Origin of the sequence: Amycolatopsis sp. cmx-8-4 (assembly GCF_046548675.1) — a bacterium.
Lineage (GTDB): Bacteria > Actinomycetota > Actinomycetes > Mycobacteriales > Pseudonocardiaceae > Amycolatopsis.
In genome coordinates this window covers 372,654-396,904 of the sequence record NZ_JAEBDZ010000006.1, presented here as the reverse complement: position 1 = coordinate 396,904, position 24,251 = coordinate 372,654, and the positions used below count along the sequence as shown (strand labels likewise).

General features: G+C 68.6%; 15 protein-coding genes. 6 read left to right on the top strand and 9 right to left on the bottom strand.

Annotation, left to right across the window (positions count from 1 at the left end; translation table 11 throughout):
* Positions 1-14: 14 nt before the first annotated feature.
* The gene (locus ACLJQZ_RS15795; protein WP_410620719.1) at positions 15-1,454 is read right to left on the bottom strand and encodes an MFS transporter; all 1,440 of its coding nucleotides are present in this window, start codon (positions 1,452-1,454) and stop codon (positions 15-17) included.
* Between the two features lie 69 nt (positions 1,455-1,523).
* Positions 1,524-2,018, bottom strand: a complete 495-nt coding sequence (locus ACLJQZ_RS15790; RefSeq protein WP_410620718.1) for a DUF3761 domain-containing protein — start codon at positions 2,016-2,018, stop codon at positions 1,524-1,526.
* Positions 2,019-2,159: 141 nt separating this feature from the next.
* Here ACLJQZ_RS15790 and ACLJQZ_RS15785 point away from each other — a divergent pair, with 141 nt between their 5' ends.
* The 4 genes from ACLJQZ_RS15785 to ACLJQZ_RS15770 all read left to right on the top strand — a co-directional run bounded on the left by ACLJQZ_RS15785 (position 2,160) and on the right by ACLJQZ_RS15770 (position 6,836).
* Positions 2,160-2,861, top strand: coding sequence for an MBL fold metallo-hydrolase (locus tag ACLJQZ_RS15785; RefSeq protein WP_410620717.1), 702 nt, complete (start codon positions 2,160-2,162; stop codon positions 2,859-2,861).
* 20 nt (positions 2,862-2,881) lie between these two features.
* On the top strand, positions 2,882-3,940 hold the full coding sequence (locus ACLJQZ_RS15780) for a sensor histidine kinase (RefSeq protein WP_410620716.1): 1,059 nt from the start codon (positions 2,882-2,884) through the stop codon (positions 3,938-3,940).
* Positions 3,941-3,947: 7 nt separating this feature from the next.
* Complete coding sequence (locus ACLJQZ_RS15775; protein WP_326944206.1) at positions 3,948-4,616, top strand: response regulator transcription factor; 669 nt, start codon at positions 3,948-3,950, stop codon at positions 4,614-4,616.
* A 114-nt stretch (positions 4,617-4,730) separates the two neighbouring features.
* Entirely contained in the window at positions 4,731-6,836 is a 2,106-nt protein-coding gene (locus ACLJQZ_RS15770) for an MMPL family transporter (RefSeq protein ID WP_410620715.1), read from the top strand.
* On the opposite strand, the gene ACLJQZ_RS15765 is transcribed toward ACLJQZ_RS15770, so the two are convergent.
* The 3 genes from ACLJQZ_RS15765 to ACLJQZ_RS15755 form a co-directional block, all read right to left on the bottom strand.
* Positions 6,833-9,169 carry a GH92 family glycosyl hydrolase gene (locus tag ACLJQZ_RS15765; RefSeq protein WP_410620714.1) on the bottom strand — a complete coding sequence of 779 codons (2,337 nt, stop codon included), beginning with the start codon at positions 9,167-9,169 and terminating at the stop codon, positions 6,833-6,835. The genes ACLJQZ_RS15770 and ACLJQZ_RS15765 overlap by 4 nt on opposite strands.
* A 131-nt stretch (positions 9,170-9,300) precedes the next feature.
* Positions 9,301-11,472, bottom strand: coding sequence for a 3-hydroxyacyl-CoA dehydrogenase NAD-binding domain-containing protein (locus ACLJQZ_RS15760; protein WP_410620713.1), 2,172 nt, complete (start codon positions 11,470-11,472; stop codon positions 9,301-9,303).
* Positions 11,473-11,480: 8 nt separating this feature from the next.
* Positions 11,481-12,692: an acetyl-CoA C-acetyltransferase gene (locus ACLJQZ_RS15755; RefSeq protein ID WP_247057317.1), complete on the bottom strand. Its 1,212-nt coding sequence runs from the start codon at positions 12,690-12,692 to the stop codon at positions 11,481-11,483.
* Between the two features lie 150 nt (positions 12,693-12,842).
* Here ACLJQZ_RS15755 and ACLJQZ_RS15750 point away from each other — a divergent pair, with 150 nt between their 5' ends.
* Together ACLJQZ_RS15750 and ACLJQZ_RS15745 are read left to right on the top strand one after the other, a co-directional pair.
* A complete protein-coding gene (locus ACLJQZ_RS15750; RefSeq protein WP_410620712.1) occupies positions 12,843-14,024 on the top strand; it encodes a TetR/AcrR family transcriptional regulator in 1,182 nt (393 codons plus the stop codon).
* A 301-nt stretch (positions 14,025-14,325) separates the two neighbouring features.
* Positions 14,326-16,164 carry an HEXXH motif domain-containing protein gene (locus ACLJQZ_RS15745; protein WP_410620711.1) on the top strand — a complete coding sequence of 613 codons (1,839 nt, stop codon included), beginning with the start codon at positions 14,326-14,328 and terminating at the stop codon, positions 16,162-16,164.
* 9 nt (positions 16,165-16,173) lie between these two features.
* Here ACLJQZ_RS15745 and fxsT read toward each other — a convergent pair whose 3' ends face one another.
* The 4 genes from fxsT to ACLJQZ_RS15725 form a co-directional block, all read right to left on the bottom strand.
* Positions 16,174-20,721: an FxSxx-COOH system tetratricopeptide repeat protein gene (gene fxsT, locus ACLJQZ_RS15740; RefSeq protein WP_410620710.1), complete on the bottom strand. Its 4,548-nt coding sequence runs from the start codon at positions 20,719-20,721 to the stop codon at positions 16,174-16,176.
* Entirely contained in the window at positions 20,660-21,727 is a 1,068-nt protein-coding gene (locus ACLJQZ_RS15735; RefSeq protein ID WP_410620709.1) for an AAA family ATPase, read from the bottom strand. Before ACLJQZ_RS15735 ends, fxsT begins: the two co-directional genes overlap by 62 nt.
* Positions 21,728-21,734: 7 nt before the next feature.
* Positions 21,735-23,186 carry an effector-associated domain 2-containing protein gene (locus ACLJQZ_RS15730; RefSeq protein ID WP_410620708.1) on the bottom strand — a complete coding sequence of 484 codons (1,452 nt, stop codon included), beginning with the start codon at positions 23,184-23,186 and terminating at the stop codon, positions 21,735-21,737.
* A 92-nt stretch (positions 23,187-23,278) separates the two neighbouring features.
* Positions 23,279-24,151: an effector-associated domain 2-containing protein gene (locus ACLJQZ_RS15725; RefSeq protein WP_410620707.1), complete on the bottom strand. Its 873-nt coding sequence runs from the start codon at positions 24,149-24,151 to the stop codon at positions 23,279-23,281.
* Between the last annotated feature and the right edge of the window lie 100 nt (positions 24,152-24,251).

Here is a 24,251-nt window from a genome sequence, read left to right as displayed (position 1 = left end):
GACGAAAGCGTCGCTTATACGACGCCGACCAGGACCGGCGCCACCTTCCTCTTCGGTACCAAAGCCGCCAGCGCGACGCCCGCCAGTGCGGCGCACGCGGCCACCGCGAACGTCGCGCGGAAGCCGCCCAGCGACGGCACCGCCAGGCCGCCGACGCTGATCGTCAGCTGGGCCAGCATCGCGGCCATCACCGCGCTCGAGACCGCTGTGCCGACCGAGCGCATCAGGGCGTTCAGGCCGTTCGCGGACGCCGTTTCGGTGACTGGCACCGAGCCCATGATCAGCGCGGGCATCGCCGCGTAGGCGATCCCCACGCCGGCGCCGATGATCACCGAGGCCGTGATGAGCTCGAGCGCGTTGTCCATCAGCACGATCGCGAACCCGTAGCCGACGGCGATCACCAGCGCGCCACTCATCAGCGTCGGCCGTGGGCCGAACCGGGTGATGAGCCGCGCCGACACCGGCGAGAGCAGCATCATCACCAGGCCGTTCGGCGCGAGCGTGAGCCCGGACTCGACCATGGTCTGACCGAGCCCGTAACCGGTCGACGACGGGGCCTGCAGCAGCTGCGGGAACGACAACGCCATGGCGTACAACGCGAAGCCGACCATGATCGACGCCAGGTTCGTGAACAGCACCGGACGGCGGGACGAGACGCGCAGGTCGACCAGCGGGTCGCGGCGGCGCAGCTGGTAGGCGCCCCAGCCGACCAGGATGACGACGGCCAGCGCGGCCAGGCCGAGCGTCGGCGCGCTGGTCCAGCCCCAGGTGCCGCCCTTCACCACGGGCAACAGCAGGCAGAGCAGACCGGCGGCCAGGCCGAACGCGCCGAAGTAGTCGAACGGCGCGGGCGTGCGCAGCGACGACTCCGGCACCACCGTGAGGATCAGCAGCGCGCAGGCCAGGCCGAGCCCGGCGGCCGTCCAGAACAGCACGTGCCAGTCGGCGTTCTCGGCGACCAGCGCCGCGACCGGCAGCCCGATCGCGCCGCCCACCCCGAGCGTCGCGCTCATCAGGGAGATCGCGCCGCCGACGCGTTCGGGCGGGAGCTCGTCGCGCATGATGCTGATGCCGAGCGGGATCACGCCCATCGCGCAGCCCTGGAGCCCGCGGCCGAGGATCTGGAACGCGAGCGCGCTGGTCGTCGCGGACACGACGGAACCGGCGATGAGCACGGCGAGGCTGATGAGGATCATCCGCCGCTTGCCGTAGAGGTCCCCGAGCCGGCCGCTGACCGGCGTGATCACCGCCGCGGCGAGCAGCGTCACCGTGACCACCCACGAGGCGTCGGCGGGCGACGCGTGCAGCAGCTTCGGGAACACCGGGATCAGCGGCACGACCAGGGTCTGCATGAACGACGCCACCAGTCCGCACGAAGCGAGGACGACGACGATCGCGCGGCCGGACCCTTCGGGACGAGACACCACACCCCCAGATGTGTAGTTAGTACGCATCATGCAACTTCATGCACTGTACCTACGTGCTGGGGGATTCCGATCCAATCGTGCTCGATGCCGCACATCTCACAGCCAGGTGCGCACTCCACCGTGCCCCGAGCAGGTCCCGGAGTGGTTCTGGCTGTAGCTGTAGGTGCCGTCCTTGCAGAGGGCGGTCGCGCCTGCGGGGCTGCTGCCGGGCCGGTGCACGCAGTTGCCGTCCACGTTCCGGTAGTAGTCGGCCCCGCACGCGGCCGGTTGCGGCGCGGGCTTGGCCGTGGTCTTCGGCGCCTGGGCCTTCGCCGCGGTCGTCTTCGGCGCGACGGCCTTCGGTGCGACGGCCTTGGGCGCGACGGTCGCGGTCGGAACCGTCGTGGCGACCGGCACTTCGAACGTCGTCGGCAATGCGGAGGTGGCCGGCGCTTCGGTCGTGACCGGAACGGAATACGTCGGCGTCGAATAGCTCGATGTCGTCGGCGCGATCACCCCGACGTTGCCGGTGTCCTTGTACTGCTGCGGACCCGCGCCGCAGCCCGCGACCAGCAGACCCGCCGCCAGGACCAACCCGAGCTTCTTACCCACGACCACTCCTCAGCCACGCGAATCAATGCCGCCTAGTCGGTGGCCGGAAACCGTTTGTTACAGCGAAAATCGCACGCGAAGTCCCTTACGCTGTGAGCAAATCCCGCCCCGCACGCACGCGCTCGCCCCTAATCTCGCGGCATGGAGCTCGTCGAGATCACCCCGCGGCTGCACCTGATCCGGGACGCGTTCGTCCAGGCCTACCTCTGGCAGGACGACGATGGCCTGACCCTGATCGACACCGGCCTCGCCGGCTGGGCGCCCGGTATCACCGCCGCGATCCGCTCCGCGGGGCGCGAACCCGGTGAGCTGCGCCGGATCGTGCTGACCCACTACCACTCCGACCACACCGGCGCGGCGGCCGATCTCCGCGCCGCGGGCGGGATCGAGGTGCTCGCGCACGGCGCGGACGCGCCGGTGGTGCGCGGCGAGCGGCCCGCCACCCCGCCGGTGCTGCTCGACTGGGAGCGTCCGCTGTACGAGCAGACCGGCGCCGAAACCAAGGGCCTCACCGGGCCACCCTGCACCGTCGACCGCGAACTCGCCGACGGCGAAGAACTCGGGTTCGGCGGCGGCGCGAAGGTTCTCGCGATCCCCGGGCACACCGACGGCAGCATCGCGATCCACCTCCCGGCGCACGGCATCCTGTTCGCCGGCGACTCGGTCTCGCAACGGGACGGCGTCGCCATGCCCGGCGTGTTCAACACGGACCGCCCGCGCCTGCTGGAGTCGTTCCGCAGGCTGGCCGCGCTGGACGTCGAAATCGCGTGCTTCGGCCACCTGGACCCGTTCACCGAGCACGCCGGCAAACGCTTGCGCGCCGCTCTCGACGGGCTGGCCTGAATCCGTCCTAGACTCGCCGGATGTCCTGGTTACGGCGGTACGCCGCCGAACTCGCGGTCACCGTCGCGGTGCTCGCGGGTTCGCTGTTCGCCGTCCTGAGCGACACCGCGGAGCCCGGGAACCACGTCGTGCTCGGCTGGCTGCTGACGATCGCTTGCTGCGCCGCGCTGTTCCTGCGCCGCCGGTACCCGCTGGGCGTCGCCGGGTTCGCGCTGGTCTGCTGCGCGCTCTACTACCCGCTCACCGATCCGGACGGGCTGGTGCTGCTGGCCTTCGCCTACACGCTCTACACGGCCGCCGCGGCCGGGCGGATCCGCGGCGCCGCACTGCTCGTCGTCGCGGCGATGGCCGGTGTCGTGGTCGGCGAGATCAGCTCACGGTCCGGGCGGCACGTCGACAACTTCGCGTTCTTCCTGATGACGGGCTGGTTCGTCGCACTGGTCGCGGGCGGCGCGGTCGCGCACTTCCGCGCCGCGGCCGAGCGCACCAAAGCGGCCGAAGCGCGGACCGACGAGCGCCTCCGCATCGCGCGCGAGCTGCACGACGCGCTGGGCCACCACCTCGCGCTGATCAACGTCCAGGCCGGCGCCGCGCTGCATCGCCGTGATCCGGAGCAGACCGAAGAAGCGCTCGGAGCGATCAAGGACGCGAGCAAGACGGCGTTGCAGGAGCTGCGCGCGACCCTCGGCATGCTGCGCCAGAGCAGCGGGCCCGCGCTCTCCCGCGTCGCGGAGCTGGCCGAATCGGCCGGCGCGTCCGGGCTGACCGTGCGCACCGAGATCGACGGCGTCGTTCGGGACCTGCCGCCGGACGTCGAGCACGCCGCGTTCCGCGTCGTCCAGGAAGCGCTGACGAACGTCGCGAAGCACGCCGCCGCGAAGACCGTCGTGGTCCGGCTGGACTACAGCGAAACCGAGCTGTCCGTGCAGGTTGACGACGACGGGCGCGGCGGCACCGCCCCGGCGGGCAACGGCATCCGCGGCATGACCGAGCGCGCGCGGGCACTCGGCGGCGACGTGACCGCCGCGCCCCGTGAAGGCGGCGGCTACCGCGTGCGCGCCCGGCTTCCGGTGCGATGATGGGCCGATGATCCGGGTCCTGCTCGTCGACGACCAGCGGCTCGTCCGCGCCGGCTTCCGGTCCATTTTGGACGGCGAGGACGACATCGACGTCGTCGCCGAAGCCGCCGACGGGCGCGAAGCCCTGCAGGCCGCGCACGACCACCGCCCGGACGTCGTGCTGATGGACATCCGGATGCCGGTGCTCGACGGCCTGGCCGCGACGCGGCACCTGCTGGCAGACCCGGGGATGACCGGCACCAAGGTCGTCATCCTCACCACGTTCGACCTCGACGAAGACGTCTACGGCGCCCTTCGCGCGGGAGCGAGCGGGTTCCTGGTCAAGGACACCGAACCCGCCGAACTGATCCACGCGGTGCGCGTGGTCGCCCGCGGGGACGCGTTGCTGGCGCCGTCCGTCACGCGGCGGCTGATTTCCGAATTCGCCGCGCGCGTCACCCGGCCGACGCCGTCACCGGCGCTCGACCGGCTCACCGACCGCGAACGCGAAGTGCTGTCCCTGGTCGCCGCGGGCATGTCGAACGACGACATCGCGCGCGAGCTCACGCTCAGCCCGGCGACGGCGAAAACGCACGTCAGCCGCATCATGACCAAGACCGGCGCGCACGACCGCGCCCAGCTCGTCGTCCTCGCCTACGAGTCCGGCGCGGTGACGCCGCGCTGGCTCACCCCCTGAGCCGTACCCCCGCGGGAGTACGGGAAAGGCCGTAAGGGACACCGCTGGGTGCACGTGAAGTGCCCTCCGGAGCGCGACGCGGAGCAGGCCCGCACTCGCGGATTCTTGTCCACCATGGACACCATCACCCGCACCACCGGCGGCCGGCCGGCGCGCCTGGCCGGCTGGGCGCAACGCCACCGGTGGCTCGCCGTCGCGCTCTGGGCCCTGGTCCTCCTCGCCGTCACGTTCACCTCCCGGCTCACCGGGAGCGCCTTCCACGACGACAACTCGCTGCCGGGCGCCGAATCGCAGCAGGTCGTCGACCTGCTGAAGACGACCACGCAGTCCGGGGCGGACGCGCAGATCGTCTTCAAGTCCGACAGCGGGCTCGCCGCCAGGCGTGCAGCGGTCGAAAACGCTCTGGCAAATGTCCGATTGCAGCAGCACGTGCGGTCGGTGACCGGCCCGTTCGACAGCCCGGCGACGCTCTCGCGCGATGGCCGGATCGGCTACGCGACCGTCGCGTTCGACGCCGCGTCGGCCGACCTCCCCTACGACGACATCGTCAAGGTCGTCGACACCGCGAAGGCAGCCGACGGCGTCCAGGTGGCGCTCGCCGGTGACCCGATCAAGCGGGTCTCCGAAGGCGGCGGCCCCGCGGAGGGCGTCGGCCTGCTCGCCGCGCTGGTCGTGCTCGTGTTCCTGTTCCGCTCGCTGCTGGCGGCGGGACTGCCGGTCATCACCGCGGTGTTCGCGGTCGGCAGCACGCTCGGCGCGATCACGATCGTCTCGCACTACGTCGGCATCGCGAGCTACACGTCGCCGCTGATGATGCTGGTCGGGTTCGGCGTGGGCGTCGACTACTCGCTGCTCATCTTCTCCCGCTACCGCGGTGAGATCCTCGCCGGCCACGACCGCGACACGGCGGTGCGCCGCGCGCTCGACACCGCCGGGCGGTCGGTGCTGTTCGCCGGGACGACGGTGATCATCGCGTTGCTCGGCCTGCTCGCTCTCGGCCTCGGCGGGCTGCGGGGCGTCGCGCTGGCCGTCGCGCTCACCGTCCTCATGACGATGCTCGCGTCGGTGACGCTGCTGCCCGCGCTGCTGTCGCTGTTCGGCAAGCGGCTCGAACGCGGCATCCGCAAGCACGCCGTGAAACGTGCAAGGGGGTCCGGGCCTGGGGCGAAGCCCCGAATGTCACCGCGCGAGCACGGCAACGCCTGGCGGCGGCTCGCCGACGGCGTCCAGCGCCGGCCGCTGGCCCCGCTGGCGATCGGCCTGACCGTGCTCATCGGACTGGCCATCCCGGCCGCCGGCATGCGGCTCGGCTTCGCCGACTCGGGCACGGACCCCGCCGGGTCGACGACGCGTGAGGCGTACGACCTGATGGCCGAAGGGTTCGGGCCGGGCTTCAGCGGACCGCTCGCCGTCGTCACCGAAGACGGCGACCCCGTCGCGCTGCAGCAGCGGCTCGCGTCGACCCCGGGGATCGCCCGCGCGCTGCCGCCGACGGGCCTGACCGTGCTCGCGTTCCCGACGACGTCCCCGCAGGACGAAGCGACCGCCGAACTGGTGACGCGCCTGCGGACCGAGGTCCTGCCGTCCCTGCCGGGGCACTACCTGGTCGGCGGTTCGGTCGCGGCCGCGACCGACTTCGCCGACGCCGTCGCCGCTCGGCTGCCGCTGTTCGTGCTCGTCGTCGTCGGGCTCTCGGCGCTGCTGCTGATGGTCGTGTTCCGCTCGATCCTGATCCCGCTGAAGGCGGCGTTGCTGAACCTGCTGAGCATCGGCGCCTCGCTCGGCGTGATGACGCTGGTGTTCGGCGACGGCTGGTTCGGCGCGCAGTCGGGCCCGATCGAGGCGTTCGTGCCGGTGATGATCTTCGCGATCGTGTTCGGGCTGTCGATGGACTACGAGGTGTTCCTGGTGTCGCGGATGCACGAGGAGTGGCGGCGCACCGGCGACGCGCGCCTCGCGGTGCGCGAAGGGCTCGCCGCGACCGGCGGCGTGATCACCGCCGCCGGCGCGATCATGGTGCTGGTGTTCGGCGCGTTCCTGCTCGACCCGTCCCGGATGCTGGCGCAGTTCGGGCTCGGCCTGGCGGTGGCGGTGCTGCTGGACGCACTGCTGATCCGCTGCCTGCTCGTCCCGGCGATCATGCGCTTGCTCGGCGCGCGGGCTTGGTGGCTGCCGCGCCGGCTGGACCGCCGGCTCCCGCACGTCGCGCTGGAGCCTTAAGTCCCCCAGGTGGTGGGTGTCTCGGACAGGCGGAAGTCCAGGGCGCCGCCCGAACGCAGGAAGGACGCGTCGAGCTTCCAGTCCCGCTGCGGCCGGCCATCGCGGCGGACGTCCGCGACGTACTTGCCGCTGCCCGACGTCGTGATCCGGATCGGGGCCCCGGCCGCCGGGTGGATCACGGCGCTCGGGAACAGCGGGCTCGAGAGCAGCAGCTCGCCCGAACCCGGCGTGCGCGGGTAGACGCCGAGCGCGGCGAAGACGTACCAGGCGGACATCGTGCCGAGGTCGTCGTTGCCGGGCAGGCCCGACGGCCCGGTCGTGTACACCGAGTTCACCAGCTGCCGGACGGTCTCCTGCGTCTTCCACGGCTGGCCGAGCTCGTTGTACATCCAGGGCGCGTGGATGTCGGGCTCGTTCGTCGGGTCGTACTTGAGCGGGCCGCCGCCCTTGAGCAGCCAGTTCCCGTTCGCGTCGTGGAAGAAGCCGTCGAGTCGGGTGACGGCGTTCGCCTTGCCGCCCATCGCGTCGGCGAGGCCGGAGACGTCCTGCGGGACCATCCAGGTGTAGGCCGCCGCGCTGCCCTGGGCGAAACCGCGGTCGCTCGCCGGGTCGAACGGCGTCACCCAGCTGCCGTCGACGTTGCGGGCCTGCATGTAGCCGGTCCCCGGGTTGTACACGTTGCGCCAGTACGCACCCCGGGCGTGCAGCTCCGCGGCTTCGCGAGTGCGACCGAGCAGCTCTGCGAAATGTCCGATTGCGTAGTCCGCGACCGCGTCTTCGAGCGTCTCCGCGGCGCCGCCCCAGCAGTGGCAGACGTCGTTGGGCGCGTAGTGCGAGGTCAGGTACTGCGCGAGGTTCGGGCGCTGGCCGACGCACTGGCCGGGGCAGCCGCCGTCCTGCAGCCCTTCCGGCCGCGGCACGGTCGCCTGCTTGTAGAGCGAATCGAACGCGCCGCGGTAGTCGAAGTTGCGGACGCCCATCGCGTAGAACGTCGCGAGCGTCGCCGCCGTCGGGTCGCCGGTCATCACGTGCGTCGCGCCGTTGACGTGCACCCAGCGGTCCCAGACGCCGTCGTTCTGCTGCGCGTAGTTGTAGAGCGACTGCGCGAAGTTCCCGGCGACGCGGGGTTCGAGCAGGGCCAGGAGCTGCACCTGCGCGCGGTACTGGTCCCAGCCGGAGAAGTTGGAGTACTGCGCGTCCTGGCCGCGGGCGACGCGGTGGGGTTTCCGATCCATCCCCAGGTACTGACCGTCGACGTCGCTCACGAGGTTCGGCTGCTGCAGGCCGTGGTAGAGCGCGGTGTAGAAGGTGATCTGCTGGTTGGCCGTGCCGCCGCTGACGGCGACGCGGTTCAGCTCGGTGTTCCACGCGCGTTTCGTCCCGGCGGCCACACTGTCCACAGTGGACTTGACCGGCAGCTCGGCCCGCAGGTTGCGCTTCGCGCCGTCGAGCGAGACGTACGAGATCGCGATCCGCATGGTGACCTTGCTGCCGGACGCGAAGGTGACGTACCCGCCGGAGCCCCGGCCGGCGCGGTCGCTGCCGGTCGCGTACCCCTCGCCGCCGGTCTGACCGAGCCCGCCCGGCTGCAGCGTCGCGTCCTTCCACGTCCCGGTGCCGGCGAACGGCTGGTCGAACTGCGCGGTGAAGTACAGGCGGTAGTAGGACTTGCGGTTGTTGACGCCGCCGTTCGCGCGACGGCCGCAGAACGCGCCGGTGAGCACGGAGCCGGTGACCTCGCGATTCGCCGGGTCGAGGTGCGTCTCGGCGTCCTCGCTGCCGTTGAGCGAGTTCGACGTCCGGAAGAGCAGGTTCGCGGGTTTGCCTGCCGGGTACTGCAGGGCGCCGATCGCGGTGCGTTCGGTGGCGGCGACGTCGGTGGTGACGCCGTTCGCGAGCCCGAGCTTGTAGCGCCCCGGCGTCGCGGCTTCGTCGGCGTGGCTGAAGTTGCTCGCGTAGATCGCATCAGTGGTGTCGGCGGTCGGCGACGAGGTGACGTCCCCGGCGAACGGCAGGATCGGCACGTCCCCCGCGGCGCCCGGGTTGCAGCCCGCGCCGTTGACGTGCGTGAGGCTCAGGCCGCGGATCCGGGTGGTGTCGTACTGGTAGCCGTTGGCGGCCCCGGTGCTGGTCTGGTCCCCGCGCGTACTGGTGGGACTCCAGGCGAGCATCCCGAACGGCGCGGTGGCGCCGGGGTAGGTGTTCCCGTCCCCGGCCGAGCCGATGAGGGGATCGACGAAGTCGGCGGGGCTCAGCCCGGAGGCGGCCGACATCGTTGTCAGGCTGGAGGCGAGCAAGACGGCGGCGAGGACCACCGTGACGGGACGGCGCATGGGCGGAGATTAACCCGCTTCGATGGCCTTCCGGCGAATTCGAAGTGGACAAGCTTCCGGACACCCACGAAAGCCGTGAAGGCCTCCTTACCGGCTCTAACAGCCGGTAAGGAGGCCTTCACGGACCTTGCTTATTCGTAGATCTCGCCCTTGGCGGCCTTCTCCACCAGCGAAGCCGGCGGCTCGAAGTGGTCGCCGTACCGAGCGGCCAGCTCGCGCGACCGGTCGACGAAACCCTGCAGGCCACCCTCGTACTGGTTGATGTACTGGATGACACCGCCGGTCCAAGCCGGGAAGCCGATGCCGAAGATGGAGCCGATGTTGGCGTCCGCGATCGACGTCAGCACGCCCTCGTCGAAGCACTTCACCGTCTCGAGCGCCTCGGCGAACAGCATCCGCTCCTTGAGGTCCTCGAACGGGACCTCGGCCGAGCCGGACTTGAACGCGTCACGCAGGCCCGGCCACAGCCCGGTGCGCTTGCCGTCCTCGCCGTACTCGTAGAAGCCCGCGCCCGTCGAGCGGCCCTTGCGGTCGAACTCCTCGACCATCCGGTCGATGACGCCCTCCGACGCGTGCGCCTTCCAGGTGCCGCCCGCGGCCTCGATCGCCTCGCGCGTCTCCTTGCGGATCTTGCGCGGCAGGGTCAGCGTCAGCTCGTCCATCAGCTGCAGCGGCGGCGCCGGGTAGCCGGCCTGCGAACCCGCCTGCTCGATCGACGCCGGCTCGACGCCCTCGCCCAAGGCGGCGACGGCCTCGTTGATGAACGTGCCGATCACGCGCGAGGTGAAGAAGCCGCGGCTGTCGTTGACGACGATCGGGGTCTTCTTGATCTGCAGCGTGTAGTCGAAGACCTTCGCCAGCGTCGCCGGCGACGTCTTCTCACCGCAGATGATCTCGACCAGCGGCATCTTGTCCACCGGCGAGAAGAAGTGGATCCCGATGAAGTCCTCGGTCCGCTGCACGCCCTCGGCGAGGGTGGTGATCGGCAGCGTCGAGGTGTTGGAGCCCAGCACCGCGTCGGCGTTGACGACGCTCTCGATCTCGCCGAACACCTTGTGCTTGAGCTCGACGCTCTCGAACACGGCCTCGATCACGAAGTCGACGCCCGCGAAGTCGGCCGGGTCGGCGGTCGGCGTGATCTTCGCCAGCAGCGCGTCCGACTTCTCCTGCGTCGTCTTGCCGCGCGAAAGGGCCTTCTGCTCGATCTTGGCCGCGTAGCCCTTGCCCTTCTCGGCCGCCTCCTGCGAGACGTCCTTGAGGACGACGTCGATGCCGGCCTTCGCCGACACGTACGCGATCGCGGCGCCCATCATCCCGGCCCCGAGCACGCCGACCTTCTTGGCCGTGTACTTCTCGAAGCCGTCCGGCCGCGAGCCGCCGGAGTTGATCGTCTGCAGGTCGAAGAAGAACGCCTTCGTCATGTTCTTCGAGACCTGGCCGGTGGCGAGGCTGATGAAGTAGCGCGTCTCGATGGTGATCGCGGTGTCGAAGTCGACCTGCGAGCCCTCGATGGCGGCGGCCAGGATCGCCCGCGGCGCCGGCATGTTCGCGCCCTTGATCTGCTTGCGCAGGTTCGCCGGGAACGCGGGCAGGTTCGCCGCGAAGCTCGGGTTCGACGGCGTGCCGCCGGGGATCCGGTAGCCCTTGACGTCCCAGGGCTGGACGCCGCCTTCGGGGTTGGCCTTGATCCACGCCTTCGCGGCGGGGACGAGTTCCTCGACGGTGTCGACGACCTCGTGCACCAGGCCCAGCTCCAGCGCCTTGCGCGGACGGTGGCGCTGGCCCTGCAGCAGGACGTTCAGCAGCGCGCTCTGGATACCCAGCAATCGGACAGTGCGCACGACGCCACCGCCGCCGGGCAGCAGGCCGAGCGTCACCTCGGGCAGGCCGATCTGGCTACCCTTGGCGTCGGCCGCGATGCGGTGGTGCGTCGCCAGCGCGATCTCCAGGCCACCGCCGAGCGCGGCGCCGTTGATCGCCGCGACGACCGGCTTGCCGAGCTGCTCGATCCGCCGCATCTGGCCCTTCATCAGGCCGGACGACTCGGTGAACTCGACGGCGTTCTCGGGCTTGGCCTGGATGAGGTCGTTCAGGTCGCCGCCGGCGAAGAAGGTCTTCTTCGCGGAGGTGATGACGACGCCGGTGATGGAGTCCTTCTCGGCCTCCAGGCGGTCCACGGTCACGCCGAGCGACTCGCGGAAGTCGGCGTTCATGGTGTTCGCCGACTGCTTCGGGTCGTCGAGGGTCAGCGTGACGATGCCGTCCTCGTCCTGCTCCCAGCGGATGGTCTTGCTCTCAGCCATTAGTGTCCTCACACCCGCTCGATGATGGTGGCGACGCCCATGCCGCCGCCGATGCACAGGGTCACCAGGGCGCGGCGCGCCTGGCGGCGTTCGAGCTCGTCGACCACGGTGCCGACCAGCATCGCGCCGGTGGCGCCGAGCGGGTGGCCCATGGCGATCGCGCCGCCGTTGACGTTGACCTTCTCCTCGTCGAGGTGCAGGTCCTTGATCCACTTGAGCACGACGGACGCGAACGCCTCGTTGAGCTCCCACAGGTCGATGTCCTCGGGCTTGAGGCCCGCGGTCTTCAGCACCTTCTCGGTGGCCGGGGTCGGGCCGGTGAGCATGATCGTCGGCTCGGAGCCGATCGACGCGGTCGCCACGATCCGGGCGCGCGGCGTCAGCCCGAAGGTCTTGCCGATCTGCTCGGAGCCGACGAGCACCAGCGCGGCGCCGTCGACGATGCCGGAGGAGTTGCCGCCGGTGTGGACGTGGTTGATCTTCTCGACCGAGTGGTACTTCTGCAGCGCGACGGCGTCGAAGCCGCCCAGCTCGCCGATGCCGGCGAACGCGGGCTTGAGCTTGCCGAGGCTCTCGACGGTGGAGCCGGGGCGGCGGTGCTCGTCGTGGTCCAGGACGGTCACGCCGTTGATGTCCTTGACCGGGACGACGGACTTGGCGAAGTAGCCGCCGGACCAGGCCGCCTCGGCACGTTCCTGCGAGCGCACGGCCCACGCGTCGACGTCTTCGCGCGAGAAGCCCTCGATGGTCGCGATCAGGTCGGCGCCGGTGCCCTGCGGGACGATGTAGTTGTCGTACGCGGTCGCCGGGTCCATGAACAGCGCGCCGCCGTCGGAGCCCATCGGCACGCGCGACATCGACTCGACACCGCCGGCGATGATCAGGTTGTCCCAGCCGGAGCGGACCTTCTGCGCGGCGGTGTTGGTGGCTTCCAGCCCGGAGGCGCAGAAGCGGTTGAGCTGCACGCCCGCGACGGTCTCGGGCAGGCCGGCGTTCAGCGCGGCGGTGCGCGCGATGACCGCGCCCTGCTCGCCGACCGGCGAGACGACGCCGAGCACGACGTCGTCGATCACGGCGGGATCGAGGTTCGGGTGGCGGACCTTGAGCTCTTCGATCAGGCCGACCACCAGGTCGACCGGCTTGGTGCCGTGCAGGGCACCGCCCTTGTTCTTGCCGCGAGGCGTGCGGATCGCCTCGTAGATGTAGGCCTCGCTACTCACAGAAAAACTCCTCGCGAGCGGATGGGAACGTCGTCGTGCCCTGACCGATGATACCGGCCAGTAGTGCTAATGGCCATTAACATATCCTCGGATAACCCCATGGTGTCAATGGGTTGCCGTTGTGCCGTTAGCCGCTATCGTCGACTCACCATGACCGACTCCGTACGTACCGCGCGACCGCGCGACCGCAAGGCTCAGCTGGCCGCGGTCGCCGCCGGGCTGTTCCGCGCGCGCGGCTTCCCCGGAGTCGGCATCAAGGACATAGCGGACGCGGCGGGCGTCACCGGGCCGGCGTTGTACCGGCACTTCGCGGACAAGCAGGCGATCCTCGCGTACGTCGTCTTGAGCGGTTTCGAGGACCTGGAGGCGGCGACGGCGGAGGCGCTGTCCGACTCCGTTCCGCCCGCCGACCAGCTGGAAGCCCTGCTCACGCGGCTCGCGGCACAGGCCGTCGAGCGCCGGGAGATCGCGGCGCTGTGGCGCTGGGAAGGCCGTCACCTCCCGAAGGAAGACCAACGGGAGATCGCCCGCAGGTCGACGCTGGCGCTGGCGTCGTGGTCGAAGGCGTTGCTGGTCCAGCGCCCGGATCTGCCGGCCGAAGACGCCGAACTGCTGTGCTGGGCGGCGCTGTCGGTGTTCGGCAGCGTGTCGGTCCACCACACCGCCGTGGCCCGCCGCCGCTTCGCTCAACTACTGGTCGAGCTGGCCCTGGGTGTGCTGAACGCCACACTCCCGTTGCCCGTCTCCGCGCCTTCGGAGACGCCCTCCTTGCGCTTGGGCACGCCGTCCCGCCGCGAGCAGGTCCTGGCGGAGGCCACGGCCCTGTTCGCCCAGCGCGGCTTCCACGACGTGAGCATGGAGGACATCGGAGCGGCGGCGGGCATAGCCGGCCCGAGCGTCTACCGCCACTTCCCGAGCAAAGCCGCCCTGATGGTCGCGATCGGCCACCGAGCGGCCGACCGCCTGGCCTTGGCGGCGGAGCAAGCGCTGCAGGCCCCCGACGAGCCGACGGCACTGCGCCGCTTGGCGGCGTCGTACGTCCGCACGATTCTGCACACGCCGGAACTCCTGGTCTCGTTCTCGGCGGACCGCGTCACGATGCCGGACCGCGACAAAGCCGACCTCCTGCGGGTGCAGCGCGATTACGTGGCCCAGTGGGTCACGCTGCTATCGGCCACCCACCCGTCACTCCCCCCGCGAGAGGCCAAGATAACGGTCCACGCGGCTCTGACCATCGCGAACGACCTGGCCCGCACCCGCCGGGTCGCGGCCCGGGCGAACTTCGAAGCCGAGCTGACGACGCTGCTGCACAAGATCCTCGACGTAGCCTGATCGACGCACGACGTCCGTCCCTGTCGCAACGGCGGGAAATGCGAGACAATGCAGACGGGCCGACGGGGTCCGTTCTCCCTGCGAGAGGGGATTTTCTGATGCAGTCACCGGGGACCGACGGGGACACGGGAATCGAATCGGAACTCCTCGACCTCGGCGCCGTGTCACTGACGAGGCTGCGCACGCTCGACGGCAACCGGATGCAAACCGCGTTGCGACACGCCGTGGAACGCGTGTCCCACATCCAGGTGACCGCGAGTGGAAGCCAAGGCGCGAAACGGCTCGATTGACGAGGTCTGCTGTGCTCATCGAAAACCCTGAGCAAAACGAACACGCGCCGGAGCTGGCGCCGCATCACCTTCCCTGGTCCGATTTCGACGCCCTCGCCCGCGGCGAAGGTGGTCCGGGACCCGTGCAAAAACTGCGGGCGGCCGAGCGCAGCAGACGGTTGCTCTTGTTGCGTGGCCTGATTGACATCGCGAGCAAGAGCCACGACCGATTCGGCCCTCTTTCGTCACCGGAATCCGCCTGGGAATTGCTCACTCGAGTGCAGCATGCCGCTCCTGAAGCACTGGAACTGACTCTCGCGCACCCGTACACGGGAACTTGGGCCGGCTACACGACGCGATTGTTCCACCAGCAGGTCACGGGCGTCTGCCCGATCTGGGTCCACGTCGGGCATGTGCACTGCCTGGCTGCGGCCGCAGCCGTACACGCCGGGCTGCAGTTCGACATCGACGTTCCGGTGTGGCAGGGCAACGTGTCCCTGCCAACCCTCGGCATGGCTCACCTCGCGACGGACGAGCCGTTCTCGGTCGCCGAAGTTCACGGTCGCGACGGTGAAGTCACAGTCGAGAACTGGTATTCACGTGTATTGCTGCCGGCAGACCGGTCGATCGACGTCCCCGCATGGTCGGGGATCCGCGAAGCCACGGCGCAAACCGAGGGTCGCAGGCTGTCCGTTCGGCTTGACGATCTGGACCCGTACCGCGGACTCTACGAACCTGTTCCCCCGCGGCGGCTCACCATCGAAGAAGTTGAATCCTGGCGCACCGTGGTGGGTGGCGCGTGGGACTTGCTCGTCCGGCACCTGCCCGAGGTGGCCGACGCGCTCCCGGACGGCCTCGATTCCCTCGTACCCGCGCCCGCAGTGCCGTTCCGCCAGCCGAGCGCGTCCAGTGGTGAAGCCTTCGGCAGTGCGATCATCGCCCATTCAGAAGATCCCGCGTCCCTTGCCGCAGCGCTAGTGCACGAATTCCACCACATCCGTTTAGGCGGTCTCCAGCACCTGACGGCCTTCACCACCGCCGACCCTCGGGAACGGCTTTACGCGCCCTGGCGCGACGATCCTCGGCCGATCGCCGGCGTTCTGCACGGCATCTACGCCTTTTTCGGAGTGACCGGCTTCTGGCGGCGGCTGGCTTCGGCCGACCCGAACAATGAGCTGGCCGCGTTCGAATTCGCACTGTGGCGAGGCGCGACTTGGAACACCTTGCGGGTGGTCAGACGGGATGCCGCCTTGACCGACGCCGGCCGCAGATTCCTCGACGGCGTCACTGATCGGCTCGGCCCTTGGCAGGAAGACCCGATCACCCCTGGCCCGGCAGCATGGGCAGCAGCCATCGCGTCCGACCACTACGCGGGCTGGCGGGTTCGGCACCTGCGACCGATTCCCGGTACCGTCACGGAACTCGTGCGAGCGTGGCGAGCCGACCACACCCGGCCGAATGTGACGCGACTGCTCGAACCCGAAAGCCCGACCCCGGTGCCGGACGGAACTTGGCCCGACGCCCGGGCCGACCTCGTCCGCTTGCGACTGAGTCCTGACGGCGCGCACCGGCTGGCCACGAACTGGTCGTCCGTCAGGGGCGCGAGCGCCGCTGACTTCGATTACGCAGCAGGACGAACCGAAGCGGCGATCGCCGGCTACCGGGCCGAGCTGAGCAAGGCACCTGACAGCCCGTCCGCTCTGGTCGGCCTCGGCCTCGCGCTCTCCACGCGAGGCACCAGCCCGGCCGCCCGGGCGTTGATGCACCGCCCGGAACTCGTCCGGGCGGTGCATCGTCGCCTCCGCGCCGAAACTCGCGACGCACCGTCACCCGAAACGGTCGCCGCGTGGATCGGCCGGTTCACTCACTGACCGAAGGGACTACAAGGGCATCGGGTCGATGTCGCAGTCGGCGCGGACGCCACGAGACGCGCTGAGCGTGCCCGGGTGTGTCTCCCCCAGAACAGCCCGGTACCGCTCCATGACGTCTTGGTAGAGCACATCGGCTTCGCCGTCGTCACCCTGGGCGCGCAGATCGAGGGACCGGTTGAGCTGAGCGGCGAGAGTGGTCGGGTGGTCCTTGCCGAGAATGCGGCGTGCCCGGGTCAACATCTCGTCGTCGATCGCCGCTGCCTCCTCGACACGGCCGAGGGCGAACAGGTCACTTGCCACGTCGATCGCGCACACGATGGAGTGCGGGTGGTCCGCGCCGAGCAATGTCCTCAGCTGTTCGAGCGAACGCTCGTCAATGGCTCGCGCGCTGGCCGGGTCACCACTGAGACGCATGGTCACGCCCAGGTCGAGCGCAGCCGAAAGCGTGTGGGGATGCTGCTCACCCACGCTCTCCCGGTACAGGTTGAACACCTGCTCACCCAGTGCGCGCGCCTTGGTGAAGTCCTTGGCGTGCCGCAGGTCGATCGAGTGCCCGAGCGCACAGGCCAGTGCATTCGGGTGCTTGTCGCCGTAACGGTCCCGGAACCGTTTGAGCGCCGCATCCGACAAGGCCAAGGCTGCCTCGTGGTCGCCGTCCTTCCGGCATGCGACAGCCTGGTGGTAGCGACGTCGAAGCGTTCCGACGCTGTTCTCGCCGTACAGCTTCAATGCTCGCTCGGCGATCCGTTCCTGCTCTATCCGCGCCCACGGATACTCTCCCAGCTCCCGCCGGGCGATGACCAGCAACACCTGGGTCGAGATGGTCGCGTCGTGATCATAGCCAAGGATCTGCGCACGGCGATCGTAGGTCTCCTGGGCGAGTCGGCGAGCCTCCTCGTACTCCCCCGTCAGCAGTAGCGAAACAACGAAGTCGTGCGCCGCGTTGAGGGTGATCGGGTCGTCTTCGCCGAACAATCCCCTGGTCTTCACGTAGGTCCGGTCACCAAGGGACCTGGCGGCTGCGAAGTCACCGTTGGCCTTCAGCACCAGGGCCACCGTGAGTTCCGCGTTGATCGTCTGTTCCGCATCCGCGCCCAGAGTCTCCTGGTACAGGTCCAACGTTCGCTGCGTGACCTCGGCGGCTTCGGTGTACCGCCCGACGACCCAGTAGTAGAACCCGAGGCGCTCGGACGCCTGCAGCACCTGCAGATCGGTCTCCGGGCGCACATCCGCATCGGCGTCAGGGGCCGACCAGGCGCGCACGGTCTGGTCCGCCAGGGCGAGCGCGCCCTCGTGGTCGCCCCAGTGGTACAGGAACTTCAGAAGGTTGATTACCAGCTGACGCACCCAGCGGTCATCACAACCGATCAATTCGGCGGAATAGACGTGCGGCAGCAAGATCTGGTATCGGGGCCAATGCTTCGGAGAAGCCGGGTCGCGGGGATCAAGATTCGCGAGAAGCATATGCGCACCGTGGCGCATGTGAGCCCGGTCTTGCCTGCTCAGTCGATTGCGCAACACAAGCTGAACAAGCCGGTGCAACACGATGGTGTCGTTACCGTGGTCGATCTTCGCCAGTCCGAACTTGTTGATGTCGCGGATCGCGCGCCCCAGCTCCATCGGATCGCGCAGCGCTTCGTCGAGCTCAGCGGTGATTTCCACGCCGCGCACGCCGGTGAACAAGCTGCGCGCGATCGGCTCTGGCGCGAAGAACGCGCACACCTGCAACAGCTGGTGGGCAGCGGGATTGCGCCGGCTCAGCTCGTCGAACGAGACGTTCCACGCTGCCGCAACCGAGACCTCGTAGTCGGCCGGTGCCGAAGTGCTGAGGACTTCAGTGACCTTTTCGTCGAACAGCCGCAGATACTCCTGCACCGGCATCCCGGTTTCAGCACGCCAAGCGGCGGCCTGGGCAATGGCGAGCGGCAGATCGCCGAGCTTCTCGGACAGCAGGTCCGCATCATTGTCGGAAATCGCCGGCCCGCGGCGCCGCAACAGGTCCCGGCTCTCCGAGCGTTCGAAGACCGCGACCTCTAGCGGCCGGGCGATCCCGGCCCAATCCGGGTTACGGGACGTCACCAGGATCTCGCCGGGTCCGTTCACCGGGAAGAACCGGCGGGCCATATCCGGATTCTCCGCCGAGTCGAACACCAGCAACCAGCGCCGGTACGGACGGCCGAGCCGGAGTGCTTCCCGGACCGCCGGTACAGCCGTGATCGCCTCGTCACAGCCAGGCAGCCGGAGGTGCTGGGCCAGTTCGGTCAAGGACGATCTGATCTGGGTCTCCTCGGTGGCTTGGATCCACCAGACCAAATCGTAGTCCTGGAGGTGACGGTAAATGAACTCGACCGCCATCTGCGTTTTGCCGATACCACCCATGCCATGCAATGCGGCCGGCAGGACAGCCGTCGTACCCGCACCCAAACGCTCGCCGAGCTGGTCGAGCAAGTCGTCCCGTCCGGTGAAATTGAGGTTCTTGGCCGGGATCTTTCCCCAGACCGGAGGGTTTTCATCACTGGACGGCCGTTCATGCCGCGCCGTCGACGCCACGCTGGACACGGCGCGCGCAGGGCTCACCGTGCCACCCTCGCCGGAATCCGGTCGGCCGTCCGGAACTGGGGAATTTGTCGGGGCAAGGGCAGCAGGGTCGCTCGGAAGACCGGCGATCCGGTCGGGCGCCTGGGACATCGTGTCACTCACCGGTTCGATATTAGAGTCTAATGTGGATACCCGAGTGGGGCCTTGCTGTTCAGCGCCGGCCTCTGCTTCGATAGCGTCAAGCCGAGCTGCGCGTGAAAGGTACGGGCCGGACAGTGCGGCCATGACAGCCCGCTCAAGGGCGACTTCGTCGACTGTTCCTGGTTCGGGCGCGGGGTCAGAAGTACTGTCGGGATCCTCCAGGGCGTCCCGCAATCGCGCGAGAAACCCACTGCGGACACCGAAAGAACGTCGCGCGGCCAACACCGCCCGTACGGTCTCCGACCGACGTGCCCCACTCAGCAAGACTGCCCGGACTTGATGCGGGAAGTCCCAGTTCACAGCATCCCAAGGCCCGTCGCCGCCAGTCTGCTCCAGCAAGCCACTGGTGAAGACTTCCGCCAGGTGAGCGGGCTCCGAGTCCGGCACGAGTTCGGCCTGCAGCGTCCGCGCTACGCCGACCGTGACCGGCACGGCGGCCAAGAGCGTCGCCAGCCGATACGCCGGCGGAGAGGCTTGACTGTGAAAGCGTTTCACTTGGTCTCTTGGCGACGGATCGAAGGTCTCTTCCCTCTCCGGTTCCGTTTCGCGGACCGGAACCGACCGGTGCCGAGCGAGCAAGACCTTGGCCGTACGCCGTTCTTCACCGTTCCCGGTGACCAGCCCGACCCACCAATGCAACCACCGCGGTTTGAATTCCAGGACCGGCACCGGCACCGAGCCCGCGACGAGCTCCGCCGAACGATCGGGGTCCACCCAGTCGTCGGGGAGCTCGAGCCCGTAGTGCCGGTTTGCTCTCAACGGCCCGGATGTGGCAAGGACCGCGCGATGCACGTCGAGACCGCCTCGTGGCCAGAGTCGCTGCGGCAACAGATGCAACACGGCCACCGGCATCGCGCGGGCCCAGTCCGCGAGGATCGGTGAGACGAGATCATTTCGCCAGGCATCGGAAACGCCGTCGGTCACCACCAGCATCAGCCGACGTCCGGACGAGTCCAGAACCTCCGCGGCACCGCGCGCAGGCGTTTCGAGCGTGCCCCCGTGCAGCTCCGGCTCGATGACCGTGCCGTCCTCGGCCTGGCCCGCCTTTCCCGTGTCGAGCATGCGGACCTGGATCGACCGGAACGCGCCGAGTCGTTCCAGCAGGCTGACGAACGCGTTCACCGTCGGTTTCCAAAGAGCCAGTGATGGCGCCGCGTCGATCACCAGCGTCAAATCGAGCCACTTCCGCCGTTTTTGCCGGGTGACCGGCCACCAGCGCCCCGTCTCCGCCGCTTCTTCGGCGGTACGTTCTTCATCGAGTTCAACGTCCTCCGGGCGCCGGGACTTGATCAGCCGCTTGAGGGGCCGTAACGACCGGACGAATTCAGCTGCGTCGGGCAACGTTGCGATGCCTGCGTCCGAGACCTGCCGCTGCCCCCGGCCGGACGGCGCGAATGCGATGGGTACCCACGGTGCCGGGCTCGGCGCCTCATCCTCCCCCGCCTCCGTGGGCATCCCGTCATCCGGTTCGGCGTCCTTCAGCACGACGTCATGCCGTGCCCCACCCTCGTCGGGAGACTCGGATTCCACACCGGGATCCGGCGGCGGGAATGCTGTGTCGGGCTCGGTGGACTCCGGTGTCAGAGTCGGTTCGACAACGGGAAGATCCCACTCGGGTTCCCTCGTGACCTGGTCGTCGCGTTGTCCGAAGTTCGGAACAGCGCCCTGCATCACCGCGGCGAGCCACAGTCCGTCGGCGAGTTCGCGGGAAGTCAGCTGCGGGGCGTCCGGAACGCCGACCGGTCCACCCGCCATCTCAAGACTCCGGCGACGTGAGCTGCTGCCAAAGCGCACCGACCACGCGTCGCCACGACTCACCGTCCTTTTGGTAAGCGCCTGAAGTCGCCAGGTACACGGCGTCGAGTAGTTTGTCCGCCGGCGGAGCACCTTTGGCCTTGCTCGCTTCGACGAACTCCTCGACCAGCCGAGACCGGTGCTCATTGTCCGGGTCGAGAGCGTGTGCGGCCGCCATGGCCGCCAGTTGCTCCGCTGTCGGAGTCTTCGTCTTGTACGTGAGGCAACGGCGCAGGAAGGCTGGTGAGAATTCCCGTTCACCATTGCTCGTGATCACCACGATGGGGAAGGCCGCGCACCTGATCCGGCCGCCGGCCACTTCGGCGGTCTGATCCTGGTCGGCGGTGAAGACGTCGACCTCGGGCGTCCGGCGCGCGGCACGAGCCAGCTCGGGGATGACGAACTCGCCGTCCTCAAAAAGACTCAGGAGGTCGTGCGGCAGGTCGGAGTCTGATTTGTCCAATTCGTCGATGAGTAGCACTCTCGGCAGGTGACGCGGCAGGAAGGCCGTACCCAACATGCCCAGGCGCAGGAAATCACCGATCGGCGACTCTTCCGACACCCCACCGGACTGCGAGTGACCGACCGCTCTGGTGCCGGCCGCCTGCGCGCGCCCGATGGCGTCGTAGTCGTAGAGCCCGGACTTGAGAGTGGTGTTCGAGGTAATCGGCCAGCGCAGCACCCGCCCGAGGCGAAGTTCGCGACTGATTCGGTATGCCAAGCTGGATTTGCCACTGCCCGGTCGGCCGGTGACCAGCAAGGGCCGCCGCAGATGGATCGCCGCGTTGACCATCTCGATTTCGTGCGGGTCGACATGGAGCGCCGACCGGTGCCTGCGGCCCAGACGCCTGTCCATCTCACCGTCATCCTCGGGAACGACGTCCGCTTCCGGCAACGGGCCCCCGTCGAAGACGCGCCAAGGAGGTGCCGGTGGCAGCAGCTCAGCAAGCCCGATGTCCTCCAGCGGATGCCCCGTACCGCGATAGATGCACCACGCCGGTACACCATCGCGGTGTTCCACCGCTGTCATCGGCGACTCATGTCCGCGCAGGACGATCGAACGTATCGCCGACCAGTCGACCCGGATCGTCCCACAACACCACCAGATCACGAAGAATGTCAGTGTCGAACGGCACCGACAGGTCCGAGAAAATTGCTTGCCGCGTTTGTTGCGTCCGGTACGGCAATTCTCCCAAACCATTAGCACCGACGATCCACGATACCACCTCGCGCAAGGCCTCCACACCGGCAGTCGGGTGCCAGACGAGAATCGGCAATCCGGCCCGCAATGCCGCGAACAGTTGATCTTGCCCAGGAACCGGTCTGACCGGCGGAGACTCGGTCAGCACCATCATCACCCACTGGTCGTCACTCAGGATCGAGTCCAGCCGATGTGGCTCCTCTGTGTCCTTCTCATGACAGAAATACACTCGATCGACGGATGGATCGGCCTCCAGCGCGCGCCAGCGCAAACGCCACCGCCGATGCCATTGACGGGTTTCCAACCGCTCCAGTGAACGAATCACGATCGGGTAGCTGATGAACAGCGGACTGGGATCACCCGAACGGCGGTCAGTCGACCAGGAATGCACCGGCAGGTTGAGCAACGCCCTAGGCAGCACGAACTCGATGACCACCTCCGACGCCACGCCTGCCCAGTACTCTTCCGCTACGCCTACGAGGTCACCGATCTCGTCCTCCAGGTCGTCCGCACAGACGAACCGAATCTCACCCCGTGGCGGCGGCCACTGCCCAGCATCGTCCTGCCGCCACGGAGAGATCTGATATCGGCCTGCGTCGATACCGTCCGGTTCGATCGCTATCACTAGATGCAGCCGTCCAGCCGGGCCTGCGGTACGGCTCTCCGATCGCAACCGCCGCAACGCCCCGTCGAGCCGAAGGCGACGGGCCTGCCTGGTGGTCCACTCGATCAGATCCGCACCCAGCGGACCGCCGCATTCCGCCCCGATCAACTCGATGAAGACCAGGGCAGGTGGCAGTTCCTCGGGAGCCGCGTTGAAGTCGGCAAGATCGGAGAACGCCATCCAGGCGTCCTCGTACCGCGGCGGGGGCACTGCAGCGTCTCGGGCTGCCCGCCGCACCGCCGCGGCGAGCCCCGGAGGCGCCAGTCCGGTCAGCCGGGCCCGGATCAGTTCCTGTTCCGTTTCGGGGATGACGTCCCGCAACCAGAGAGAAGACACCACTCTGCGCAGTTCCGCACATTCCGGAGTCCCCGGACGCATCAACTCGAACACGTCGGCCAACGCGTCCATGCCGTCCTCGAGCCTGCCGCACGCGTTGACCACTTCGAGCAACTCGTCACGTGGGGCGAGCTGGTCCGAAAAGGTGAACTGGCACTCCAATACCGTCTCGAGCTCTCCGACCAGGAGCGCACGGCGCGCCTTGTCGTGTGCGAAACCGGCGGCGGCCAACACGTCCACCAGCGCTTTTCGTGCCGCGAGATTGACCCGGCCTCGCCGCGAAGCCACCTGACGAACCACCTCCCGCCCCCGCGAAGCGCCCGAAGATCGTGAGTTTACCTATTCGCCGCGCTGACAAAAGGGCAAATCCTGGACAAAGATCATCCGATTCCACCGGGCAGTCCGCCGATGATCTTGGCGAGTTCGCCTACCTGGGGTGATTCAGGTTCGAGCATCCGCACGGCCGCGAGCAGGTCGGACAGGCCACTGTCGAACCGCTGACAAGTACGAGCCAGTGCAATGACGTGCAACCGGTCCTCGGGATGGTAGGGCACGGCATCGGCGATTTCACGCCGGGGAAGCTGCTCGAGCAGCAACCGACGGCCTTCGATGTCCCGCACGCAAGGCACCGCGAGCAGGGCATCGACCAGTGCCGGAAAGTCCACCTTGAGCGCGAGCTCGGAGCCGGAGCCGGCGTACCCCTTCACCAGGGTGCCCAGCAGGCGCAGCCAGGCTTCGGTATGCGTTTCCTTCACCGACACTGCTATGCGGCGATAAGAACCGGGGTCCGCGGCAGGGTCCGCCCGGACGACGTCTTGGAAGAAAGTGTCGGAAACGATCAACGCCAGCTGTGCTCCCGACGACTTCAGAGCGCTCTTGACCTGCTGCTCATCCAGCAGCCGGAACGCGAAACTCGTCGCATCACTTACCGTGCCGTGGCTTCCTTCGTAGACCTCACCCGCGTGGATGGCCACACGCAGCCTTATGCCGGCGGCATCAGCGCGGACCTCGTTGTAACGGCGCAGCTCGGCGAGCATGCGGTCCGGCAGCCCGGCGACCAGATCCGCCTTTGCCACCTGTGCCGGCAACTGGATCATCGCGCCGTCTCCGGTGTTCTCCACGAAACAGACGTCCCACGGAATGCCTGCGTCAGCGAACGATCTGCGCATCAGGCCCCAGAAGCCTTCGTGCACAGCCCGGCGATGGATCATTGCTCGCTTCGGGTCGTTGTAGCCGGCTATGTCGACAGCCATGATCGTCCGGTGTTGCGCGGCAGAATCCGGTAGCACGACACCTCCCCACGTCCCGTGTTCAGTGTCCCAGACAGATGCACGCGCGGCCATGTTCGCGCAG

Bases quoted from the DNA above. Each gene is read 5' to 3' on its own strand.
- ACLJQZ_RS15795 (WP_410620719.1), bottom strand. From the start codon at position 1,454: ATGCGTACTAACTACACATCTGGGGGTGTGGTGTCTCGTCCCGAAGGG.
- ACLJQZ_RS15785 (WP_410620717.1), top strand. From the start codon at position 2,160: ATGGAGCTCGTCGAGATCACCCCGCGGCTGCACCTGATCCGGGACGCG.
- ACLJQZ_RS15780 (WP_410620716.1), top strand. From the start codon at position 2,882: ATGTCCTGGTTACGGCGGTACGCCGCCGAACTCGCGGTCACCGTCGCG.
- ACLJQZ_RS15775 (WP_326944206.1), top strand. From the start codon at position 3,948: ATGATCCGGGTCCTGCTCGTCGACGACCAGCGGCTCGTCCGCGCCGGC.
- ACLJQZ_RS15770 (WP_410620715.1), top strand. From the start codon at position 4,731: ATGGACACCATCACCCGCACCACCGGCGGCCGGCCGGCGCGCCTGGCC.
- ACLJQZ_RS15765 (WP_410620714.1), bottom strand. From the start codon at position 9,169: ATGCGCCGTCCCGTCACGGTGGTCCTCGCCGCCGTCTTGCTCGCCTCC.
- ACLJQZ_RS15760 (WP_410620713.1), bottom strand. From the start codon at position 11,472: ATGGCTGAGAGCAAGACCATCCGCTGGGAGCAGGACGAGGACGGCATC.
- ACLJQZ_RS15750 (WP_410620712.1), top strand. From the start codon at position 12,843: ATGACCGACTCCGTACGTACCGCGCGACCGCGCGACCGCAAGGCTCAG.
- ACLJQZ_RS15735 (WP_410620709.1), bottom strand. From the start codon at position 21,727: ATGACAGCGGTGGAACACCGCGATGGTGTACCGGCGTGGTGCATCTAT.
- ACLJQZ_RS15725 (WP_410620707.1), bottom strand. From the start codon at position 24,151: ATGGCTGTCGACATAGCCGGCTACAACGACCCGAAGCGAGCAATGATC.